At 70.9% G+C, this 21472-nt stretch carries 17 protein-coding genes; 14 read left to right on the forward strand and 3 right to left on the reverse strand.

Features of this window, described 5'->3' with window-relative positions; genetic code table 11:
• Positions 1–19: 19 nt before the first annotated feature.
• The 6 genes from dxr to test1122_RS20635 all read left to right on the forward strand — a co-directional run bounded on the left by dxr (position 20) and on the right by test1122_RS20635 (position 7903).
• Entirely contained in the window at positions 20–1294 is a 1275-nt protein-coding gene (gene dxr / locus test1122_RS20610; RefSeq protein WP_232270642.1) for a 1-deoxy-D-xylulose-5-phosphate reductoisomerase, read from the forward strand.
• Positions 1291–2595, forward strand: a complete 1305-nt coding sequence (locus tag test1122_RS20615) for a M50 family metallopeptidase (RefSeq protein WP_232270643.1) — start codon at positions 1291–1293, stop codon at positions 2593–2595. The genes dxr and test1122_RS20615 overlap by 4 nt, the downstream gene beginning before the upstream one ends.
• 152 nt (positions 2596–2747) lie before the next feature.
• The gene (gene ispG, locus test1122_RS20620) at positions 2748–3902 is read left to right on the forward strand and encodes a flavodoxin-dependent (E)-4-hydroxy-3-methylbut-2-enyl-diphosphate synthase (protein ID WP_232270644.1); all 1155 of its coding nucleotides are present in this window, start codon (positions 2748–2750) and stop codon (positions 3900–3902) included.
• Positions 3903–3999: 97 nt separating this feature from the next.
• A complete protein-coding gene (locus test1122_RS20625; RefSeq protein WP_232270645.1) occupies positions 4000–4845 on the forward strand; it encodes a GNAT family N-acetyltransferase in 846 nt (281 codons plus the stop codon).
• The gene (locus test1122_RS20630; protein WP_232270646.1) at positions 4845–5384 is read left to right on the forward strand and encodes a GNAT family N-acetyltransferase; all 540 of its coding nucleotides are present in this window, start codon (positions 4845–4847) and stop codon (positions 5382–5384) included. The genes test1122_RS20625 and test1122_RS20630 overlap by 1 nt, the downstream gene beginning before the upstream one ends.
• Before the next feature lie 824 nt (positions 5385–6208).
• A complete protein-coding gene (locus test1122_RS20635; RefSeq protein WP_232270647.1) occupies positions 6209–7903 on the forward strand; it encodes a proline--tRNA ligase in 1695 nt (564 codons plus the stop codon).
• Positions 7904–8463: 560 nt separating this feature from the next.
• Here test1122_RS20635 and test1122_RS20640 read toward each other — a convergent pair.
• From test1122_RS20640 to test1122_RS20650, 3 genes are read right to left on the reverse strand one after another with little or no spacing between them, the layout of a single operon-like run.
• Positions 8464–9357: an aminoglycoside phosphotransferase family protein gene (locus test1122_RS20640; RefSeq protein ID WP_232270648.1), complete on the reverse strand. Its 894-nt coding sequence runs from the start codon at positions 9355–9357 to the stop codon at positions 8464–8466.
• A 17-nt stretch (positions 9358–9374) separates the two neighbouring features.
• Positions 9375–9821: a ferritin-like domain-containing protein gene (locus tag test1122_RS20645; protein WP_232270649.1), complete on the reverse strand. Its 447-nt coding sequence runs from the start codon at positions 9819–9821 to the stop codon at positions 9375–9377.
• A 1-nt stretch (position 9822) separates the two neighbouring features.
• On the reverse strand, positions 9823–10305 hold the full coding sequence (locus tag test1122_RS20650) for a hypothetical protein (RefSeq protein ID WP_232270650.1): 483 nt from the start codon (positions 10303–10305) through the stop codon (positions 9823–9825).
• Positions 10306–10534: 229 nt separating this feature from the next.
• On the opposite strand from test1122_RS20650, the gene rimP reads away from it, so the two are divergent.
• The 8 genes from rimP to test1122_RS26610 all read left to right on the forward strand — a co-directional run bounded on the left by rimP (position 10535) and on the right by test1122_RS26610 (position 21436).
• On the forward strand, positions 10535–11032 hold the full coding sequence (gene rimP, locus test1122_RS20655) for a ribosome maturation factor RimP (protein WP_232270651.1): 498 nt from the start codon (positions 10535–10537) through the stop codon (positions 11030–11032).
• A gap of 2 nt (positions 11033–11034) precedes the next feature.
• Positions 11035–12039 (forward strand): transcription termination factor NusA, encoded by a 1005-nt coding sequence (gene nusA / locus test1122_RS20660; protein WP_232270652.1) that lies wholly within the window; start codon positions 11035–11037, stop codon positions 12037–12039.
• 365 nt (positions 12040–12404) lie between these two features.
• Positions 12405–12692: a YlxR family protein gene (locus test1122_RS20665; protein WP_232270653.1), complete on the forward strand. Its 288-nt coding sequence runs from the start codon at positions 12405–12407 to the stop codon at positions 12690–12692.
• Between the two features lie 159 nt (positions 12693–12851).
• A complete protein-coding gene (gene infB, locus test1122_RS20670) occupies positions 12852–15926 on the forward strand; it encodes a translation initiation factor IF-2 (RefSeq protein WP_232270654.1) in 3075 nt (1024 codons plus the stop codon).
• A gap of 190 nt (positions 15927–16116) precedes the next feature.
• Positions 16117–16413 carry a DUF503 domain-containing protein gene (locus test1122_RS20675; RefSeq protein ID WP_232270655.1) on the forward strand — a complete coding sequence of 99 codons (297 nt, stop codon included), beginning with the start codon at positions 16117–16119 and terminating at the stop codon, positions 16411–16413.
• 18 nt (positions 16414–16431) lie between these two features.
• On the forward strand, positions 16432–16872 hold the full coding sequence (rbfA, locus tag test1122_RS20680; RefSeq protein ID WP_232270656.1) for a 30S ribosome-binding factor RbfA: 441 nt from the start codon (positions 16432–16434) through the stop codon (positions 16870–16872).
• A 3-nt stretch (positions 16873–16875) separates the two neighbouring features.
• Positions 16876–17778 carry a tRNA pseudouridine(55) synthase TruB gene (gene truB, locus test1122_RS20685; RefSeq protein WP_232270657.1) on the forward strand — a complete coding sequence of 301 codons (903 nt, stop codon included), beginning with the start codon at positions 16876–16878 and terminating at the stop codon, positions 17776–17778.
• Between the two features lie 478 nt (positions 17779–18256).
• Positions 18257–21436 (forward strand): S1C family serine protease, encoded by a 3180-nt coding sequence (locus test1122_RS26610; RefSeq protein ID WP_277879863.1) that lies wholly within the window; start codon positions 18257–18259, stop codon positions 21434–21436.
• Positions 21437–21472: the final 36 nt, after the last annotated feature.

Consider the following 21472-nt stretch of genomic DNA (forward strand, 5'->3'; position numbering starts at 1 on the left):
ACCGGCCACAATAGAGCACATGACGGACTCCCTCGCTGACCCGCATGTCAGCTACCCGGCGGCCCACGGCACCCATGGCACCCACGGCGGCCCTCGCGACATTGTGATCCTCGGATCGACGGGGTCGATCGGCACCCAGGCGGTCGATGTGGTGCTGAACAACCCAGACCGTTTCCGGGTGACCGGGCTGTCCGCCGCAGGCGGACGCGTCGAGCTGCTGGCCGGGCAGGCGCACCGGCTCCAGGTGCGTACCGTCGCCATCGCACGCGAGGACAAGGCCGTCGAGCTGCGCGAGGCACTACGGGCCCAGTACGGGGTGGGGGAGCCGATCCCCGAGGTGCTGGCCGGGCCCGACGCCGCCACCGAGCTGGCCGGGTCGCCGTGCCACACCGTGCTCAACGGCATCACCGGCTCGATCGGCCTGCGGCCCACCCTCGCCGCCCTGGAGGCGGGCCGGGTGCTCGCCCTGGCCAACAAGGAGTCGCTGATCGTCGGCGGCCCGCTGGTCAAGGCCCTCGCCAAGCCCGGCCAGATCATCCCGGTGGACTCCGAGCACTCCGCGCTCTTCCAGGCGCTGCTGGGCGGCGCCCGGCGTGAGGTGCGCAAGCTCCTGGTCACCGCCTCCGGTGGCCCCTTCCGTGGGCGTACGAGGGCAAAGCTCGCCGATGTCACGCCGAAGGACGCCCTCGCCCACCCCACCTGGGACATGGGCCCGGTGATCACCGTCAACTCGGCCACCCTGGTCAACAAGGGGCTGGAGGTCATCGAGGCCCATTTGCTCTATGACATCCCCTTCGACCGGATCCAGGTCGTCGTCCATCCGCAGTCCTATATCCACTCGATGGTGGAGTTCACCGATGGCTCGACCATCGCCCAGTGCGGTCCGCCCGATATGAAACTGCCGATCGCGCTCGGCATGGGCTGGCCCGAGCGGGTGCCCGGCGTCGGCCCCGTGTTCGACTGGTCACGGGCCATGAACTGGGAGTTTTACCCACTCGACGAAGACGCCTTCCCCTCCGTGCCGCTCGCCTGTCAGGTCGGCGCACTGGGCGGCACCGCGCCCGCCGTTTTCAACGCGGCCAATGAGGAGTGCGTTGAGGCCTTTCTCTCCGGCGGGCTGCCGTTCACCGGCATCGTGGATACGGTTGCCGCTGTGGTCGAGGAGCACGGCAGGCCGGAGGGAACCACCCTGACGCTGGCCGATGTCCTCGACGCAGAGACGTGGGCACGGACGCGCGCCCGCGAGCTAGTGGCGGCACCCGCCCAGAACACCGCAGCAAAGGACCGCGCATGACGACCTTCATGACCATTGTCGGCATAGTCGTCTTCGTCGTCGGCCTGCTCTTCTCCATCGCCTGGCATGAGCTCGGTCACCTCTCCACGGCGAAGATGTTCGGGATCCGGGTGCCGCAGTACATGGTGGGCTTCGGCCCGACCCTCTGGTCCCGGAAGAAGGGCGAGACCGAGTACGGCATCAAGGGCATCCCGCTCGGCGGCTACATCCGCATGATCGGCATGTTCCCGCCCGGCGACGACGGGAAGATAAGGCAGCGCTCCACATCCCCTTTCCGCGGGATGATCGAGGACGCCCGGGCGGCGGCCTTCGAGGAACTCCAGCCGGGCGACGAGAAGCGGCTCTTCTACACCCGCAAGCCGTGGAAGCGCGTCATCGTGATGTTCGCGGGCCCCTTTATGAACCTCATCCTCGCCGTGGCGATCTTCCTCGGCGTGCTGATGAGCTTCGGCATCAATACGCAGACGACCACCGTCTCCTCGGTCTCGGACTGCGTCATCGCGGCCAGCGCCGACACCGACAAGTGCCCGAAGAGCGCACCCGACTCCCCAGCCAAGGCAGCCGGGCTGCTGCCCGGCGACAAGATCATCGCCTTCAACGACAAACCCGTCAGCGAGTGGAACACCCTGCAGACGGAGATCCGCGCCACCACCGGACCGGCCACCATCACCGTCGAGCGCGAAGGCACAACCAAGACCCTGCGGGCCAGCCTCGTCGAGAACAAGGTCCTCAAGTCCGACGGCCGCGGCGGCTATGTCAAGGGCGAGTACGTCACCACGGGCTTCCTCGGCTTCGCCCCGGCCACCGGCATCGTCCAGCAGTCCTTCCCCCAGGCCGTGGACCGGATGGGCGACATCATGGAGAACGGCTTCCACGCGCTGGTCGCCCTGCCCTCCAAGGTCCCCGACCTCTGGGACGCCGCCTTCACCGGCGGTGAGCGCAAGGAGGACTCCCCGGTCGGCGTCGTCGGCGCGGCCCGGGTCGGCGGTGAGATCGTCTCGCTCGACATACCGCCGAGCCAGCGAGTGGCGACCATGCTCTTCCTGGTCGCGGGCTTCAATCTCTCCCTGTTCCTGTTCAATATGCTCCCGCTGCTCCCGCTGGACGGCGGGCATATCGCGGGAGCCCTGTGGGAGTCGGTCCGCCGCGCCTTCGCCAAGGTTTTCCGGCGTCCGGACCCGGGCCCCTTCGATGTGGCTAAACTGATGCCGGTTGCCTATGTGGTCGCCGGGGTCTTTATCTGCTTCACCCTCCTGGTGCTGGTCGCGGATGTGGTGAATCCCGTGAAGCTCGCTGGTTAGCGCGTTTACGCCCAGTTGGCGCCCGGCCTCAGAGCGGCCGGGCGCCGTCCGCTGGACCCATTACCCGGGAGTTCGCCGGGAGTGGTGTACTGGCCGGGAGGGCGGTGCCGTAATCTCGAAGGACCTAGAACCACACCTTGGGGTTGCGCCAGATGACAGCGATTTCGCTGGGAATGCCGTCCGTACCGATCAAGCTCGCTGAGCGGCGCCTCAGCCGCAAGATCCAGGTGGGCTCCGTCGCCGTCGGCGGCGACGCCCCTGTCTCCGTGCAGTCGATGACCACGACCCGGACTTCGGACATCGGAGCGACGCTCCAGCAGATCGCCGAGCTGACCGCGTCGGGCTGCCAGATCGTCCGCGTCGCCTGTCCGACCCAGGATGACGCCGACGCCCTGCCGGTCATCGCCAAGAAGTCCCAGATCCCGGTGATCGCCGATATCCACTTCCAGCCGAAGTACGTCTTCGCCGCCATCGACGCGGGCTGCGCCGCCGTCCGGGTCAACCCAGGCAACATCAAGCAGTTCGACGACAAGGTCAAGGAGATCGCCGCCGCCGCCTCCGCGGCCGGCACGCCGATCCGTATCGGCGTCAACGCCGGTTCTCTGGACAGGCGGCTCCTGCAGAAGTACGGCAAGGCCACCCCGGAAGCGCTCGTCGAGTCCGCGCTGTGGGAGTGCTCGCTCTTCGAGGAGCACGGCTTCCGCGACATCAAGATCTCGGTCAAGCACAACGACCCGGTCGTCATGGTCAACGCCTACCGCCAGCTCGCCGCCCAGTGCGACTACCCGCTCCACCTCGGCGTGACCGAGGCGGGCCCGGCCTTCCAGGGCACCATCAAGTCCGCCGTCGCCTTCGGCGCCCTGCTCTCCGAGGGCATCGGCGACACCATCCGGGTCTCGCTGTCCGCGCCGCCCGTCGAGGAAGTCAAGGTCGGCAACCAGATCCTGGAGTCCCTCGGGCTGCGCGAGCGTGGCCTGGAGATCGTCTCCTGCCCCTCCTGCGGCCGTGCCCAGGTCGATGTCTACAAGCTCGCCGAAGAGGTCACCGCGGGCCTGACCGGCATGGACGTACCGCTGCGCGTCGCCGTGATGGGCTGCGTCGTCAACGGCCCCGGCGAGGCCCGCGAGGCCGACCTGGGCGTCGCCTCCGGCAACGGCAAGGGCCAGATCTTCGTCAAGGGCGAGGTCATCAAGACCGTTCCCGAGTCCAAGATCGTGGAGACCCTGATCGAGGAGGCGATGAAGATCGCCGAGCAGATGGAGAAGGACGGTGTGACCTCAGGCGAGCCCGAGGTCGCCATCGGCTGAAAGACAGACATCGGAGGTACAGCGCGCGGCCCGGAGGTACAGTTCGGGAGAGATCGCTCCCCTTCCCTCCGGGCCGTACGGTGAGGCTTCCCGAGACGTGTTGACGACCACTTCCACCAGGGCTCTCGGTCCCCAAGACCTGGACCAGGCCCTTGGCGTGCTGCACCGGGAGCCGGTCAACAACGCCTTCGTCACCGCCCGCGTCCACGTCTCCGGTCTCGACCCCTGGCGGCTCGGCGGCGAGATGTGGGGCTGGTACCAGGACGGCAGGCTGGAGTCCCTGTGCTACGCCGGTGCCAACCTCGTCCCCATCTGCGCCGGACCCGACGCGATTCGCGCCTTCGCCGAGCGCGCCCGCCGGCAGGGCCGCCGCTGCTCCTCCATCGTCGGCCCGGCACAGCCCACGGGCGCGCTCTGGTCCCACCTCGAACCCCACTGGGGCCCCGCCCGCGAGGTCCGGCGGCACCAGCCGCTGATGGTCACCAGCAGCCTCGCCACCCAGATCGCCCCCGACCCGTATGTCCGGCGCGTCCGCAAGGACGAGCTGGACCTGGTCATGCCCGCCTGCGTGGCCATGTTCACCGAGGAGGTCGGCATCTCCCCGCTCGTCGGCGACGGCGGCCTCGTCTACCAGGCCCGGGTCGCCGAACTCGTCGGCGCGGGCCGCTCCTTCGCCCGTGTGGAGAACGGCCGGGTGATCTTCAAGGCGGAGATCGGCGCCACCACCCCGCAGGCCTGCCAGATCCAGGGCGTCTGGGTCGCCCCCGACCGCCGTGGCGAGGGCCTTTCCGAGACCGGCATGGCGGCGGTACTCCGCTACGCCCTCACCGAGGTCGCCCCGGTCGCGAGCCTCTACGTCAATGACTTCAACACGGCGGCACGCGCCGCGTACCGCCGTGTCGGCTTCCAGGAGGTCGGGGCCTTTATGAGCGTGCTGTTCTGATGGAGCACGACATCGCCGTCGGCCCGCTCGATCTCGCCGCGCGGGTGGACGAGGCGCTGGCCGTCCAAGCACTCGCGTTCGGGCTCACCGACGAGGAGATCGGCGTACGCCGCCATATCGTGCTGCGCCACCTGGAGTCACCCGGAGCCCGCGCCCTGGGCGCGACCACCCCGGCCGGACGGCTGGTCGGCTTTGTCTACGGCATGCCCTGCGACCGTATGCAGTGGTGGTCCACGGTTGTCGAACCGTATCTGCGCCGGGAGGGCAATGAGGACTGGCTGGAGAATGCTTTCGTCATCACCGAGCTGCATGTCCACCCCGCGTATCAGCGGCGGGGTATCGGCCGCCGCCTCATCACCACGATCACCGACAGCGCGACCGAGCCCCGGTCCATCCTCTCCGCGATCGACACCGACAGCCCGGCCCGCGCGCTGTACCACCGCCTCGGCTACCGCGACCTGGCCCGCAACGTGATCTTCCCCAGCGCCCCCAGCCCCTACGCGGTCATGGGCGCCCCCCTCCCACTCCGCCGCGGCTAGTCCTTAACGGCGTCCTCGCATTGTTCGGCCCCGGGGGGCCTCACAAGCTTCGGGCGCCTGCGCCGGACTCCGTCCGTCGGGTGGGTGGCTGGGCGCCGTTGTCGGCTGTGGGAGTTCCCCGAACCCGGCCCCTTCCCGAAACTGGGGGCTTGCGCCCCCAGCCCCCCGCCCCGTGTTGTGGGCACTCGCAGCCCCGCGAGGGGCGTAGGTCCACCCTGCTACGCAACCACCCACCCACACCAGCCACGACGCTCCGGCCCACCCCGCAACGGAGCTCGCGACGCCTGGTGGGCACAACCCGGCCACCGGCCCGCACCGGGCTAACTCCGGGGCCCCGGGGCGAAGCCCCGGTTCCGGGAAGGGGCGGGAATTGGGGAAACCCACCCACGGCACCCCGCAACCGGGCGGAGCCCCGCCACGCGGCGGAGCCGCATAGGCACAGCCGGGAAGGGGCGGGAATTGGGGAAACCCACCCCGGCACCCCGCATCCGGGGCGGAGCCGCGTATCGGCACAGCCGGGAAAGGGGGGATACGGGAAACCCCACCCCTCGGGCGCCCCCGCAGCCGGGCAGAGCCCCGCCGCGCGGCGGGGCCGCGTATCGGTACAGCCGAGCCACGGTGCCCGGGCCAAGCCCGGCCGTGCGGCGGAGCCGCGATCGGAAGGGCCGGGTCGGGGACCCCCACACCGGCACCCGGGGCGCAAGCCGCCCACGCGGCGGAGCCGCGTATCCGTACAGCGGAAGGGGCGGGATTGGGGAGACCACCCGGTGGACCGATTAGTCTGCTTGGAAACCCCGTGTACGGTCCGCACCCAGGAGAACCCCATGGCAGCCCGAGTCCAGCGTCTGTCCCGCTCCATGCTGAAGACGCTGCGCGACGACCCGGCCGACGCCGAGACCCTGAGCCATAAGCTGCTCGTCCGCGCGGGCTATGTCCGCCGCACCGCGGCCGGCGTCTGGACCTGGCTGCCGCTGGGCAAGCAGGTCCTGGAGAACGTCTCACGGATCGTCCGCGAGGAGATGGACGCGATCGGCGCCCAGGAGGTCCTCCTCCCCGCCCTCCTGCCCAGAGAGCCCTATGACGCCTCGGGCCGCTACGAGGAGTACGGCGACCTGCTGTTCCGTCTCAAGGACCGCAAGGGTGCGGACTACCTCCTGGGCCCCACCCATGAAGAGATCTTCACCCAGGTCGTCAAGGACCAGTGCACGTCCTACAAGGACCTGCCGGTGATCCTTTACCAGATCCAGACCAAGTACCGGGACGAGGCCCGCCCGCGCTCGGGCATTCTGCGCGGCCGCGAGTTCCAGATGAAGGACTCCTACTCCTTCGACGTTTCCGATGAGGCCCTGGCTGAGTCCTACGCCCTCCACCGCGAGGCCTACATCAGGATCTTCTCCCGGCTGGGCCTGGACTACCGCATCGTCTCCGCTGTCTCCGGCGCGATGGGCGGCTCGGCCTCCGAGGAGTTCCTCGCCCCCGCCGAGGCGGGCGAGGACACCTTCGCCGACTGCCCGGCGTGTGGCTTCGCGGCCAACACAGAGGCCGTCACCACGGCGCTCACGCCAGCCCCGGCCGCCGAGCACCCGCCCATCGAGGAACTGGACACCCCCGACACCCCCACGATCGAGACGCTTGCCGAGCACCTCGGTGTTCCGGCATCCGCCACCCTGAAGAACCTCTTGGTCAAGGTTGACGGCGAGATCACGGCAGTCGGCGTCCCCGGCCACCGGGAAGTCGACCTCGGCAAGCTTGCCGAGCACCTTGCTCCCGCCACGGTCGAACTCGTCACCGCTGAGGACTTCACGGACCGTCCCGACCTGGTCCGCGGCTATGTAGGCCCGCAAAACCTGGGCATCCGCTACCTCGCTGACCCCCGGGTCGCCCCCGGCACCTCCTGGGTCACCGGCGCGAACAAGCCCGACACCCACGCCCGTAACGTCGTCTGCGGCCGCGACTTCGAGGTGGACGACTACCTCGACGTGGTGGTCGTCGAGCCGGGCGACCCCTGCCCGTCCTGCGGCGCCGGCCTCCGGCTGGACCGGGCCATCGAGATCGGCCACATCTTCCAGCTGGGCCGGAAGTACGCGGACACCTTTCAGCTCGATGTCCTCGGCCAGAACGGCAAGCCCGTCCGCGTCACCATGGGTTCATACGGCATCGGCGTCTCCCGCGCGGTCGCGGCGCTGGCCGAGCAGACGGCTGACCAGCAGGGCCTGTGCTGGCCCCGCGGGATCGCCCCGGCCGATGTGCATATCGTCGCCGCCGGCAAGGCCATGCAGACCGAGCTGGCGCTCGACCTCGCCGACAAGCTTGGCGCCGCCGGGGTACGTGTCCTGGTGGACGACCGGCCCGGCGTATCACCCGGCGTGAAGTTCACGGACGCCGAGCTGATCGGCATTCCGCAGATCCTCATCGTCGGCCGTGGCGCGCCCCAGGGCGTCGTCGAGCTCAAGGACCGCCGCAGCGGCGAACGCGAAGAGCTGCCCGTCGCCGAAGCCCTGGCCCGCTTCACCGACTGAAGGGCCCTGCTCCGGACTCCGTCCGCCGGTGCTGGCCGAGCGCCACTGCCGCCGGAGGGATTCCCCTGACCCAACCCCTTCCCGAATCTGGGGGCTCCGCCCCCAGACCCCCCACCCCGTGTTGTGGGCACTCGCAGCCCCGCGAGGGGCGTGGGCCCGCCCTGCTACGCAACCACCCACCCACACTAGCCACGACGCTCCGGCCCACCCCGCAACGGAGCTTGCGACGCTTGGTGGGCACAACCCCCGGCCACCGGCCCGCACCAGGCCAACCCCGGGGCCCGGGGCGAAGCCCCGGTTTCCGGGAAGGGGCGGGCATTGGGGAAACCCACCCCCGCCACCCCGCAGCCGGGGCCGGAGCCCCGCCACGCGGCGGAGCCGCATATCGGTACAGCCGGGGAAGGGGCGGGATTACGGGGAAGCCCACCCCCGGTACCCCCGTAGCCGGGCGAAGCCCCGCTACGCGGCGGAGCCGCATATCGGCACAGTGGGGAACGGTTCCCGCACGCAGAGCCCCCGCGGCGGGGCAGCCGGCGACGTACGGCCGGGCAGCAGACTGCTCAGAGCCAGCCGGCGAACTCCAGCAACGCCTCGCCGTCCTCCCGCTCCCCAGCCACCAGATGCCGGACCCCGGACTCAACCGCCCGGTACAGCGTCCACCCCCGCAGTCGCTCGCGGTCGACGTCGAGCGAGTCGGCCAGCCGCCCGACCCGGCGGCGGGTCGCGGCCGCCGCCCCGGGCGAGGCGACCAGGTCATGCAGTCGGTCTCGCGCGAGCCGCGCGAGATCGAACGCCGGTTCGCCGACGAGCGGCTCCGGCCCCACCGCCAGCCACCGCGCCCGCGCGGCGTCGGAGGCCAGCACCGCCCCCTGCCGGAACTCCCCGTGCAGCAACACACCCTCCGGTGCGTCGGCGACCAACTCGGCCCGTATGCCCAGCGCTTCGTCCACCAGCGGCCCAACCTCCGCGGGGGCCGCCGCGAGTACCGTCTCGGCCTCCATGGCGGTGTGCTCGGCCACCGTCTCAAAGGGGTGGCCGGGACCAGGGGGTACCCACAGCCGCCGTACCACCGAGACCGCTTCCAGCGTCGCCTTCGCCTCCGGCAGCGACCGCAGGGACATCTCCCCGTGCAGCCGCTCCAGCAGCAGCGCACCCGCCTCCGTATCGGCCCGCAGCAGCTGTACGGCTCCCAGACCGTCCCAGCGCTCCAGCGCCGCCGCCTCCTGGGCGGCCCCCGCAGCGCGCAGCTTCAGTGCGGCCGGAGTGCCGTCCTGCTGGCGGACCAGCAGCACTATGCTGCCCCGCCCGCCCGGGGTGGCCACTCGCTCGGCTGTCAGCTCCCAGCGCTCCAGCATCCGTTCCGCCAGCGCCGGCAGCCCAGCGAGCCATGGGTTGTCCGCGCCGAGGGCGCGTACCAGCCGCTGCGGTGGTTCGAGATGCAGAGCGGAGGCCATTCCTGAGCATTGCCCTTCTATCGCTTCTGTGGGGTCTCGGCGTGTTCGGCGAGCCCAGGGAAGGCTACGCCGCTGCCCCGCCACCGCGCCGACCGGACCGCCGCTTCCCGCAGCGCGTCCGCCGCCTCCCGCCGCCGGGCGCCTTCCCCGGCCCGTACGAGGTCGGCGTACACACCCGCGACCCGGTCCTCCAGCTCTGCCGCCAGCCGGATCGCCGCGTCGCCGTCCGGGACGGTGAAGGGCAGCGCGTAGGCGGCTTGCGCGGGCTCGGGCTCGCCGTTCAGATCCCGTACCGTGCGCGCCAGCGCATCCCGTCGGGCACGGTGCGCGTCGTACGCCTCCCGTGCCTCCTTTCGCAGTTCCGTGCCGATCCGGCCGCCGACGATCCCATAGCCGTAAACCGCCGCGTGCTCCGCCGCCAGCGCGGCCTGCACCGCGGCCAGGGCGGCGTCCCGGTCTGACATATCAAGCATCCTTAGTGAGCAGGTACGCGTGCGCCGCACCGGCGGCCGCCACGGAGGCCAGCAGCCGGGCGAGCTCGGGCGGTGCGCTGTCGAGTGCCTTCGTACGGGCCGCTGCCACCCGCCGCTCCGTGTCGGCCAGCGCGGCCAGTGCGCTCTGCGCGTCCTGGGCTGCCTCAGGGGCCCCGGTGGTGGGTTCGTCCTTGGGCAACCGCCCGCCGAATGCGGTGAGATGCCTGGCCACGCTCGCCCGCAGCGGCGCCAGCTGGTCCGCGAGCGCGGGGTGCGCTTTCGCCGTCGCGTCGTAGTGCCCGAGCAGCGCCGCACTCTGCCGGGCGGCTTGCCGCCGCACTCGATTCGCTTCCGAAGCCCGTTCGGCCCGTCTCTGACTCTCGGCGTTGTCATCGCCCGAACACCCGGTCAGCAGTACGGCGGCTCCTGCCGCACCCGCGGCCAGCAGGCTCCGTCTGCGCGGATTGAGTGGCACGTGACACTCCACTGGAGGAAGATCGGCAGGTGGGAGCGGCGCCGAAACAGGTGATCACCGCCTCGTGAGGGTACCTGGGCGTTGCGGAGGTGCATGCTCCGCTCCCCCGACGCGCCCGCGAGCGCACTCGTGCGGCGGTCCCGGTCAGTGGAGCCCGCCGCAGGCGCTAGGCTTTGTGCGACACGCCCCGAGAACAGACAACAGCACACGCGGCCGAGGAGTCACCCGGATGAGCACCACCCAGAACGAGAGGCTGCGCGGACTGCTGGAACCATTCGTGACCGAGCGGGAGCTGGATCTCGAAGAGCTCACCGTGACTCCCGCCGGGAAGCGGCGCGTGCTGCGGGTGGTCGTGGACTCCGACGAGGGCGTACATCTGGACGCCTGTGCCGAGTTGAGCCGGGCGGTCTCCGAGGTGCTGGACGAGAGCGACGTCATGGGCGGCGCCCCCTATGTGCTGGAAGTGACCTCGCCGGGCGCCGACCGTCCGCTGACTGAGCCGCGGCACTATCGCCGCGCCGTCGGCCGGCTGGTCAAGGCGCAGCTGCGTCAGGGCGACGAGCTGACCGCCCGTATCACCGCTATGGACGAAGACGGCCTCGATCTTGAGGTGCCGGGGGTGAAGGGGCGTAAGCCCACTCAGCGGCGGGTGGAATTCTCCGAGATCGCCAAGGCGCGGGTCGAGATCGAATTCAGCCGCAAGAACAAGAATGAAGAGGAGGCGTAGCCGTGGACATCGACATGAGTGCCCTGCGGGGACTGGTCCGGGAGAAAGAGATCTCCTTCGATCTGCTGGTCCGGGCGATCGAGTCGGCACTCCTCATCGCGTACCACCGCACCGAGGGAAGCAGGAAGCACGCCCGGGTCGAGCTGAACCGGGACACCGGTCATGTCACGGTGTGGGCCAAGGAGGACGCCGCCGATCTTGAGGAGGGCCAGGAGCCCCGCGAGTTCGACGACACCCCCACCGGTTTCGGCCGGATCGCGGCGAGCACCGCCAAGCAGGTCATCCTGCAGCGGCTGCGGGACGCCGAGGAGGAGATGACCTTCGGCGAGTACGCGGGCCGTGAGGGCGATGTCGTCACCGGTGTGGTGCAGCAGGGCAAGGACCCCAAGAGCGTGCTGGTGGACATCGGCAAGCTGGAGGCGATCCTGCCCCCGCAGGAGCAGGTCCCGGGCGAGGACTACTCGCACGGCACCCGGCTGCGGACGTACGTCGTACGGGTGGCAAAGGGAGTACGGGGCCCCTCCGTCACCCTGTCCCGGACCCACCCCAATCTGGTGAAAAAGCTCTTCGCGCTGGAGGTCCCGGAAATCGCGGACGGCTCGGTCGAGATCGCGGCGATCGCCCGGGAGGCCGGGCACCGCACGAAGATCGCGGTCCGCTCCACCCGCCCCGGGCTGAACGCCAAGGGGGCCTGCATCGGCCCGATGGGCGGCCGGGTACGTAACGTCATGGCCGAGCTGCACGGCGAGAAGATCGACATCGTGGACTGGTCGGACGACCCGGCCGAGTTGGTGGCGAACGCCCTGTCCCCGGCCCGGGTGAGCAAGGTCGAGATCGTGGACCTGGCGGCCCGCTCCGCGCGGGTCACTGTCCCCGACTACCAGCTGTCACTGGCCATCGGCAAGGAGGGCCAGAACGCCCGGCTCGCGGCACGGCTGACCGGCTGGCGGATCGACATCCGCCCGGACAACGAACCAAACGCCGAGCCCGACCCCGAGCAGACCTGATCCCGGGGTTCGCCCCAGACCCAGGCTCCGCGCGTCCTTCGCGGCGTCATGCCCCCCTCGGTGGGGTCCCCCTAACCCGGCCCCTTCCCGAAACTGGGGGCTGCCGCCCCCAGACCCCCACAGTGTTGTGGGCACTCGGGCCGCCCGAGGGGCGGCACGGGTGGGCACAACACCGGCCACCGGCCCGCACCGGGCCACCCCCGGGGCCCCGGGGCGAAGCCCCGGTTCCGGGAAGGGGCGGGGTTGGGGAAAGACCCCCCTTCCCGGAACCGGGGCCCCCGGCCCCGGGAATCACCGTCCGTATTCGTAATCGTGCCCTTACCCCCCGAAGGGGTTCGGCTGGCGCGGGGAGGTAGACTTAACCAGTGTCTGGCCGGACGCATGCCCGAGCCTGCCCTGAGCGCACCTGTGTGGGCTGCCGGGAGCGGTCGGCCAAGGCCGATCTGCTGCGTGTGGTGTTGATCGATGGCGAATGCGTCCCCGATCTTCGCGGTACGCTGCCCGGCCGGGGTGCGTACGTGCACCCCAGTCCAGCCTGTCTCGATCTGGCGGTCCGCCGTCGGGCGTTTCCGAGGGCCTTCCGGAATAAGGGAGGCCGGGGATCGCTTGACACAGGAGAGCTCCGCCGGTGTGTGGAGCAGGCAACCCCGTAAGACGTAAGACGACCGCACGGAACCCCGTGCGGAGAGGTACCTCGCGAGTCGGAAGTAGGTCGAGATTGCGATGAGCACTCGATGAGTACGCGATGAGTACGCCCATGCATAAGTAGCGAAGGTCCGGCGGAGACCAACCCCGGACCGTAAAGGAGCGAAGTGGCTAAGGTCCGGGTATACGAGCTCGCCAAGGAGCTTGGAGTGGAAAGCAAGGTCGTCATGGCCAAGCTCCAAGAACTGGGTGAATTCGTCCGTTCGGCGTCCTCGACGATCGAGGCGCCGGTTGTTCGTAAGCTGACTGACGCGTTTGACGCGGGCGGTGGCGCCAACGGTGGTGCCAAGAAGTCCGCAGCAAAGCCGGCGGCGCCGCGTAAGGCCGCCGCCCCCAAGCCGGGTGCCCCGAAGCCGGGCGGACCCCGCCCCGAGGCCGCGAAGCCCGGAGCCCCCAAGCCCGCTGCGGCGGCCCCCAAGCCGGCTGCCGAGACCCCCAAGCCGGCTCCCGAAACTCCCAAGTCCGGCGCTCCCACCCCGGGTCCGCGCCCCGCTCCCGGTCCGAAGGCTCCGCCCGCCAAGCCCGCTGCCAAGCCGGGCCCGGCGAAGCCGGAGTTCACCGCGCCGCCGGCCGGCCCTGCCGCGCCGAAGCCCGGCGCCAGGCCCGGTGCCAAGCCGGGCGGCCCGAAGCCGGGCGCCGGCGACCAGCGCGGTGGCCGTGGTCAGGGTGCCCCCAAGCCGGGTGGCGCTCGTCCGACAGGGCCGCGTCCGGGTAACAACCCCTTCACCTCTGGTGGCTCCACCGGTATGGCGCGCCCGCAGGCGCCCCGTCCGGGCGGCGCTTCGCGTCCTGGTGGCCCGGGCGGCCCCGGTGCCCCGGGTGGCCAGCGGCCTGGTCCGGGTGGACCCGGCGGCCGGGGCGAAAGCGGTCCCCGTCCCCAGGCCCCCGGTGGCGGTCGCGCCACTCCGGGCAACATGCCGCGTCCGCAGGCCGGCGCCGGTCAGGGCGGTCCGCGCCCCGGCGGCGGTGGCGGCGGCGGTAACCGTCCGAACCCGGGCATGATGCCGCAGCGTCCGGCTGCCGGTCCGCGTCCGGGCCCCGGCCGTGGCGGTCCCGGCGGCGGTGGCCGTCCGGGTGGCGCCGGTCGTCCCGGTGGCGGCGGCGGTGGCGGCGGCTTCGCCGGCCGTGGTCGTCCTGGTGGCGGCGGCGGTGGCGGCGGCTTCGCCGGTCGTCCCGGTGGCGGTGGCCCCGGTGGCGGCTTCGGCGGTCGTCCCGGCTTCGCCGGTCGTCCGGGCGGTCCCGGTGGCCGTGGCGGTACGCAGGGCGCGTTCGGCCGCCCCGGTGGTCCGGCGCGTCGTGGCCGTAAGTCGAAGCGGCAGCGCCGTCAGGAGTACGAGGCCATGCAGGCCCCGTCCATCGGCGGTGTGATGCTGCCTCGCGGCAAGGGCGAGACCGTCCGGCTGTCGCGCGGTGCGTCCCTCACCGACTTCGCGGAGAAGATCAACGCCAACCCGGCGTCGCTGGTCCAGGTCATGTTCAACCTGGGCGAGATGGTCACCGCGACCCAGTCGGTCTCCGATGAGACGCTGAACCTCCTCGGCGAGGAGATGAACTACGTCGTCCAGATCGTCAGCCCGGAGGAGGAGGACCGCGAGCTGCTCGAGTCCTTCGACATCGAGTTCGGCGAGGACGAGGGCGGCGAGGAAGCGCTCATGGCGCGTCCGCCGGTGGTGACCGTCATGGGTCACGTCGACCACGGTAAGACCCGTCTGCTGGACGCGATCCGCAAGACCAACGTCATTGACGACGAGGCCGGCGGCATCACCCAGCACATCGGTGCCTACCAGGCCGCGACCGAGGTCAACGGCGAAGAGCGCAAGATCACCTTCATTGACACCCCTGGTCACGAGGCGTTCACCGCCATGCGTGCCCGTGGTGCCAAGTCGACCGACATCGCGATCCTCGTGGTGGCGGCCAACGACGGTGTGATGCCGCAGACGATCGAGGCGCTGAACCACGCCAAGGCGGCCGAGGTGCCGATCGTGGTCGCGGTCAACAAGATCGACGTCGAAGGCGCGGACCCGACCAAGGTGCGCGGTCAGCTGACCGAGTACGGCCTGATCGCCGAGGAGTACGGCGGCGAGACCATGTTCGTCGACATCTCCGCCAAGCAGGGTCTGCACATCGAGAACCTCCTGGAGGCCGTCGTCCTCACCGCGGACGCCGCTCTCGACCTCCGTGCCAACCCGGAGCAGCCCGCTCAGGGTCTCGCCATCGAGGCCCACCTCGACCGCGGCCGCGGCGCCGTGGCCACGGTGCTGGTCCAGCGCGGCACCCTGCGGGTCGGTGACACGGTGGTGGTCGGCGACGCGTACGGCAGGGTCCGCGCGATGCTCGACGACAAGGGCAACAACATCGAGCAGGCCGGTCCCTCGACCCCGGCCCTGGTGCTGGGTCTGACCAATGTCCCGGGCGCGGGCGACAACTTCCTGGTGGTCGACGAGGACCGTACGGCCCGTCAGATCGCCGAGAAGCGTGCCGCTCGTGAGCGCAACGCCGCATTCGCCAAGCGCACCCGCCGGGTCTCCCTGGAGGACCTGGACAAGGTGCTCAAGGCAGGCCAGGTCCAGCAGCTCAACCTCATCATCAAGGGCGACGCGTCCGGTTCGGTGGAGGCCCTCGAGTCCTCCCTGCTCCAGCTCGACGTCGGCGAAGAGGTCGACCTGCGCGTCCTGCACCGTGGTGTGGGTGCGGTCACCGAGACCGACATCGACCTGGCGACCGGTTCCGACGCCATCGTCATCGGCTTCAACGTCCGCGCCGAAGGCCGCGCGACGCAGCTGGCCGAGCGCGAGGGCGTGGACGTCCGCTACTACTCGATCATCTACCAGGTGATCGAGGAGATCGAGGCGGCCCTCAAGGGCATGCTCAAGCCGGAATACGAAGAGGTCGAGCTCGGCACGGCGGAGATCCGCGAGGTCTTCCGCTCCTCCAAGCTCGGCAACATCGCGGGTGTCCTCATCCGCTCCGGCGAGGTCAAGCGGAACACCAAGGCCCGTCTCATCCGGGACGGCAAGGTGGTCGCGGAGAACCTCAACATCGAGGGTCTGCGCCGGTTCAAGGACGACGTCACCGAGATTCGCGAAGGCTTCGAGGGCGGTATCAACCTCGGCAGCTACAACGACATCAAGGTCGACGACGTCATCGCCACTTACGAGATGCGGGAGAAGCCGCGCGGCTGATCCTGCCGATCGCACCGATCCGGCCCGGGGCCGGCCGGCTGAGCACCCGCTCCGCCGGCCGGCCCCGGTCGGTATCGACGTCGGTACTGACGTCGGTATTTACGTCGATCAAGCCAGGTCGATACGTGTACCGTTCTTGTGTTCACAAGAAACCAGACAAGGCCTCCCGGGTCGGCTTGACCCGCACCGTATGTATGTAGGGACGCTGTCCTTTGATCTGCTGCTCGGCGATGTGCGCTCGCTGAAGCAGAAGCGCTCCGTCGTCCGCCCGATCATCGCCGAGCTCCAGCGCAAGTGCGCGGTGAGCGTGGCGGAGGTCGGCGAGCAGGACCTGTACCGCCGGGCCGTCATCGGGCTCGCGGTCGTATCGGGGAACGCCGCGCACGCGACCGAGGTACTGGACCGCTGCGAGCGGCTGGTGGCCGGACGCCCAGAAGTGGAGCTGCTGTCCGCGCGACGGCGATTCCACACCGAAGAAGATGACTGATACAGAGAGAGTGAGCACATGACCGACACCGCGCGGGCACGCAAGCTGGCTGACCGCATCAGGGTTGTCGTCGCGGAGACACTTCAGCGGCGGATCAAGGACCCGCGGCTCGGCTATGTGACGATCACCGACACCCGGGTCACCGGTGACCTGCGGGAGGCGACCGTCTTCTACACGGTCTACGGAGACGAAGAGGAGCGGGCCGCGTCCGCCGCGGCGCTGGAGAGCGCCAAGGGCGTGCTCCGCTCCGAGGTCGGACGGCAGACCGGGGTGCGCTTCACGCCGTCGCTGACCTTCATCCCGGACGCCCTGCCGGAGACCGCCCGGAACATTGACGACCTGCTGGCCAAGGCCAGGGCCTCGGACGACGAGGTACGCAAGGCGTCATCCGGGGCCAACTACGCCGGGGAGCCGGACCCGTACCGCAAGCCGGGCGAGGAAGAGGGCGAGGACGCCTAAGCCGTGGCACGTAAGAACGACAACGGGCCGGACGGGCTGGTCATCGTCGACAAGCCCGCCGGCTTTACCTCGCACGATGTCGTCGCCAAGATGCGCGGCATCGCCCGCACCCGCCGGGTCGGGCACGCGGGGACGCTGGACCCGATGGCTACCGGAGTGCTGGTCCTCGGGCTGGGCAAGGCGACCCGGCTGCTGGGGCATCTGGCGCTGACGGAGAAGGAGTACGTCGCGACGATCCGGCTCGGGCAGACCACCGTTACCGATGACGCCGAGGGCGAGCCCACCGGCTCCGCTCCGGCCACCGGTATCACCCGGGAGGCCATCGACGCCGGGATCGCCAAGCAGACAGGCGATATCCAGCAGGTGCCGTCCAAGGTCAGCGCGATCAAGATCGACGGCAAGCGGTCCTACAAGCGGGTGCGCGAGGGCGAGGACTTCGAGCTGGCCGCCCGTCCGGTGACCATCTCCTCCTTCCTCGTCCACGATGTCCGCGAGGAGACCTCGGCGGACGGCACCCCCGTGCTCGACGTGCTGGTCTCCATCGTCTGCTCCTCCGGTACGTACATCCGGGCCATCGCCCGCGACCTGGGCGCGGAACTGGGCGTCGGCGGCCATCTGACCGAGCTCCGCCGCACCCGGGTCGGCCCGTACGGCGTCGGCTCGGCCCGTACGCTCGAGCAGCTGCAGCAGTCCCTCGAACTGATGCCGATCGGCGAGGCGGCGGCCAAGGCCTTCCCCCGCTGGGATGTGGGCGAGCGGCAAGCAAAGCTCCTCAGCAACGGCGTACAGCTGGACACCCCCGAACTCCCCCCTGGCCCCATCGCCGTCTTCGCCCCCGAGAACCGCCTCATCGCCCTGGTAACCCCCCACCAAGGCAAAGCCAAAAGCCTGGCCGTCTTCACATAAGTGTTGTGGGCACTCGCAGCCCCGCGAGGGGCGTGGGTCCGTCCTGCTACGCAACCACCCACCTAGACAAGCCACGACGCTCCGGCCAACCCCGCAACGGAGCTCGCGACGCTTGGTGGGCACAACATCACCCACCGGGCCCGCACCCAAAGAACCGGGCCCCGGGGCGAAGCCCCGGTTTCGGGAAGGGGAGGGCTAGGGGAAAACCCACCCGGCACGGGCGAACCCCGCACCGCCAGGGCCAGCCGCCAGGCGTAACCGTGGGACGGGCGCCGCCAGCAACCGTGCCGTGCCCGCCCCACGATCCCCCTCCTACCTCTTTGTCTCTTTATCCACTTTCCGTCGCTGATTCACACCAATGGGCAGGCGCTCGGAGTGAAGGACAGGCGCGTCAGGGGGCGCTTTCGCTGGTCGGCCTGTTCCCGCTGATCATCTCCGGCTTACGGTCGAAACGGGCGCGGCAGGGGGAGGTACGGCGATGGCAGTGAATTCAGACCCCGTGCTGGTGCGAATCTGCGATCTGGCCGGACGGCCAAGAGGCACCGGCTTCATTGCCGATGATCTCGGCACCCTCGTCACCACCCACGAGGCGGTGGACGGACTGAGCCGCGTCGTTCTGCACGCACCGGGCGACCGCACATATCTCGCCGAGGCCGACGCGATCACCCCGCTCCCCGAGCGGGATCTCGCACTCGTACGCACCGAAGGCCTCAGCCTCTCGCCCCTGGCGATCGGCACCGAACGGTCGGCCAGGGCCAGGGTCCGGCTGCGGGTGGGCGGCTGGCTGGACACCGAGCTCATCGGCACCTCATCGGTCACCTACACCTCCACCGACCGCTTCCACCCCATCGAGAACGCCCTGGAGCTCGCGCTGCCCGAGGCAGCCACCGTCCAGCTGCGGCTCAGCGCACAGGCCTCGGGCACACCGCTCCTCGACGCCGGCACCGGCGCCGTGCTCGCCGTCCTGGGCACCGCCCTGCACGCCCCGCACCGAGGCGCCGGTTTCGCCGTGCCGATCCGGACCGCCGCCGGGGACACCGCGTCCGGCACGGACGAGCTCTGTGCCCTTCTCACCCGCAACGAGACGACCGTGCCCGCCTTCGGTCCTGACCTCAACCTCGCGGGCACCCTCCAGCTCACCCGTACCGTGATCGGCTCGGCGGCGCCACCGGAGCCGCCGGACCGCCTGCCACGCCCCGAAGTCGCCGAAGAGTTCCGCGCCTTCACCGCCGGCGATGCCAGCGTCCTCGGTCTCGTCGGCGCCCCCGGCACCGGCCGCACCACCGAGCTGGCCGCCTGGGCCCGGGAACGGGCCCTGGCCGGGTCAGCACAGCCCACGGTGTGGCTGCGCGGCGCCGAGCTGCGGGCGGCGGACGGCAGCCTGCGGGACGCGGTCGGCCGGGCGCTGGCCCAGGCGGGATGGACCGTCGCCGCCGGTGAGCCGACCGTCGGCGATCCCTGGCAGGCCAACCCCGATGTGGTCGCCCGGCTCGCCCGGGACGCCGGGCGCCCCCTGCTCGTACTGCTGGACGCCCCGGAGGAGATGCCCCCGTACCTCGCGCATGAGCTGCGCCGCTGGGCCACCGGTACGGCAAGCTGGCTGCGCGCCTCGGGAGCACGGCTGGCGGTCGCCTGCCGCCCGGAGTTCTGGGAGCAGGCCGGACGTCTCTTCCCGGATGCCCTGCTGCACCAGCCGACCCAGTCCCCGACGGGACCGCCCCTGCCCGCCTGCGTACGGCTCGGTGACCTTCCGCAGGGCCACCCCCTGACGCTGCGGATGCGCACGGAGCTGCCCGAAACTGGAGAAACGAACGCCGACCGGCACGAGATCTTCGCCGCCTGGCTGGACCTGCTGGCACTGCGTATCGCCCTGCGGGCGGCCGGTAGGGGCCGTAACCCCCTGGCCCGCGACAGCGCGGCGCTGCGACGGTTGGCAGTACGGGCCGCCGGACGGCTGCATGAGGCGGCGCAGGCCTGTCTGGGCCATGGCCAGGGCGGGCTGGACCGGGCAGTCTTCGAGACGGTCTTCCCCGTGGACGGTGGCTGGGCATCGGCCGTACTGGCGGAGGGGGCCCTGGTCCCGGCGGGGGAGGGGTACCGCTTCGCGGACGAGGAGTTCGGCGACTGGCTCCAGGGCACGCACCTCGATATCGACGGCGCCCTGGACACCCTCATCCACACGCCCCCCGGGGACACCGCGGGTATCCCCGTTCCCCGGCACCGCATCGGTCCGGTGGCCGAAGCGCTGCTGCTGCTCGACCGGACCTCGGGCCCGGTGGCTCTGGCACAGCGGCTGCACCCCCTCATCACCGCACTGGACGCGAACGGCGACGGCGACGGCGACGGTTACGGTTACGGCGAGGGTGACGCCGCCTGGTGGGCCGCCCGGCTGCTCGCCGAGACGCTGCCCCGGCTGCCCGACGCGGGACCGTATATGCCAGTCCTGCGCATCCTCGCCGCCCGCCTGGTGCGGGACGGCGCGACCCGCGGCTTCGGCCCCTGGTTCTGGACCCGGCTGCCGCTCAGTACCGGCCACCGCTGTGAGCTGCTGCGCCAACTGCTGCCTCTCGACCCCGCACCGCCCTCCGAGGGCGACCGCTTCCTGGACGCCACCGCCGAGCTGCTGGCCGCCGACCCCCGGGCCGCCCAGCACTTCATCTGCCGATGGTTCGGCGACAACCGGCCGCTCCGCGCACCCGGTGCCACCGTCGCCACTGCCGCCCAGGCCCTCCTGCACACCCACCGCCGGTACGCCCTGGACGACCTCGCCGAAGCCCTCCTCGACGCGGCACATCCGCGTGCCGACGAACTCCTCGCCGAGCTCCAGCACGACGAGCCCGCCGCCCTCTGCCGCGCTGTCCACCGCTGGGCGCACGACAACCGTGCCGAACGCCGGACCGCCGCCGCCACCTACGCGCTGCGCCTCGCGCCCTGCGTAGAGGCCGACCGCGAACAGCTGCGCCACGCCGCCCTGGCCCTCCTGCGCCACCCCGAAGACGACAGCACCCTCCACTCGACAGCCCTGGCCCTCCTGGTCTCCGACCCGGTCAGCCGCACCCGCCAACTCCCCGCCGCCCTGGCCCACTTCGCCAGCACCGACACAAGCCATGCAAGCCATACCAGCCATACGAGCCCCGAGCTGATCCGCGCCCTCGGCACCGCGCTGACCACGCACCCCGGCCCCGTATTCGCCGCCTTCCAAGCCCGGTTGCGCGCCCCAGCGGGCCCCGAATCATCCGCCGCCCCCCTGATCCTGCGCACCCTCGCCCGGGTACGCACCCCCGCGCTGGCCAGGCAGGCGGCCCGGCTGGTCCGTGAGTACGCCCAGCTACGACCCGACGCGGCCGCCGCCCCGGTGGCCGCCTTCGCCGCCCGGCGACTCCAGGACGGCCCCGCCGCCCGCGCGACCCTCCACCCCCTGCTGGCCGACCTGCTCACCCACCCCGCCCCCAGGCTGCGCGCGGCCCTCGGCCACGTCCTGGCCACCGAAGCGCCCACCCGCCCACTGGCCGCCGAACTGCTGGACCTGCTCCTCACCACCGAACGGGACCCGGCCGTCCTGGCCGCCGTACGAGGTGCCACGGTGCCCCGCCCACAGCCGCAAACCGCACTACGCACGGCCGGGCAGCAGCCCGCTCCCCCCGCATGGCACCCTTAGACCTGCAAAACCATCCGTATTCGGCGAGGAGCGGGC

It is taken from the genome of Streptomyces gobiensis (assembly GCF_021216675.1).
Taxonomy (GTDB): Bacteria; Actinomycetota; Actinomycetes; order Streptomycetales; family Streptomycetaceae; genus Streptomyces; species Streptomyces gobiensis.